The following is a 1,127-nucleotide window of genomic DNA, read 5'->3' as shown; positions in this document are numbered from 1 at the left end:
GAGCTATCGCCCACACGCACTGCTTTTGGCTTCACGACATCGAAACTGCCGGGGCGAACCGCGAAAAGCGAGAGCCGTCCCATGTCCACGGATGTGATTTCCATCTCGACACTTGGTCCGAAGGCTGATGGGAAAAGCTGGACATCATTGACGGTCCAACGGTCCAGAAGTTGTGGCATGGTGATAGCGGTGGCCGCACGTATTTCCGCAGGATCGTAACTATTCACCTCAGACTGCGACGTCATCTCTGCCCTGACCAAGGACGTCTTGTGGGCCATCACTGCATCTGAAACATAAGTTGGCGGCGGAGTCGAGGCGACGACCTGCGAGATGGTCAGCGGGCCAAAGCCGGCATGTGCCAGCCACCCGAGACCGACAAGAACAGCGACCGCGGCAACACGTTGTAAATTGCCAAGCAGCCGGTTTCGCATAAGGCCGCGTTCAAGGCGGCGCGCCGCTTCGCTCGTCTCCGGCGATCCCTTGCTGTGCATGCCGGTTAGCGCCAGCCGCAATTCGTCCCTCGCCTGCAGATCCGACATGACGCGGGCAGCCTGCTCGGGATGATGCGAGAGATAACGGGCGATCTCGATGCGGCGGCCCGCATCCAGCTGATCGTCGACATACGCATCAAGGTCGGCCTCAACGACAGGGTCAATCGCATCATTCATCGCGGCCTCCAACAATTTTCAGATGTGCGGCTTTGCCAGGTTGCTCAGCCTCGAGAGAGCGCAGTGTCGCACGCGCGCGGCCAATTCTGGACATCAGCGTGCCAATCGGAATTCCCAAAGTTGCTGCAGCTTCTTCGTAGGAGAGACCTTCGATCGCTACCAAATGCAGAGCTGCTCGCTGCTCTTCGGGCAGCGAAAAAAAGGCATCCCTGACCTCCATTAACCGCATGGAATGCTCCTGCGGTGGCTGGAGGACGGTTTCGGCAATGACTGCCAAAGCATCCCCGCGGCGCGCTTCCGACTGGCTCGAACGCTTGCGGTCGATAAAGCCATTATGCAGGATCGACAAAAGCCAACTCTTCAGGTTTCCGCCGTTGCGAAAATGACTGCGCCGCTCGTAAGCGCGTACCAGCGTATCCTGTACAAGGTCTTCCGCGTCGGTCTCGTTGCGGGTTAGCG

The 1,127-nt window shown here is 58.8% G+C and carries 2 protein-coding genes; both read right to left on the bottom strand.

Going from position 1 to position 1,127, the window contains the following annotated elements; genetic code table 11:
* A partial coding sequence (locus ACXJ5O_RS27815) for an anti-sigma factor family protein (protein ID WP_457302732.1) occupies positions 1-668 on the bottom strand: 668 nt, incomplete at its 3' end.
* A partial coding sequence (locus ACXJ5O_RS27810; RefSeq protein ID WP_457302731.1) for a sigma-70 family RNA polymerase sigma factor occupies positions 661-1,127 on the bottom strand: 467 nt, incomplete at its 5' end. The genes ACXJ5O_RS27810 and ACXJ5O_RS27815, both read right to left, overlap by 8 nt.

The organism is Phyllobacterium sp. P5_D12 (assembly GCF_054049495.1).
The sequence above is the reverse complement of the archived record's forward strand: the minus strand, read 5'-3'. Positions and strand labels throughout refer to the sequence as shown.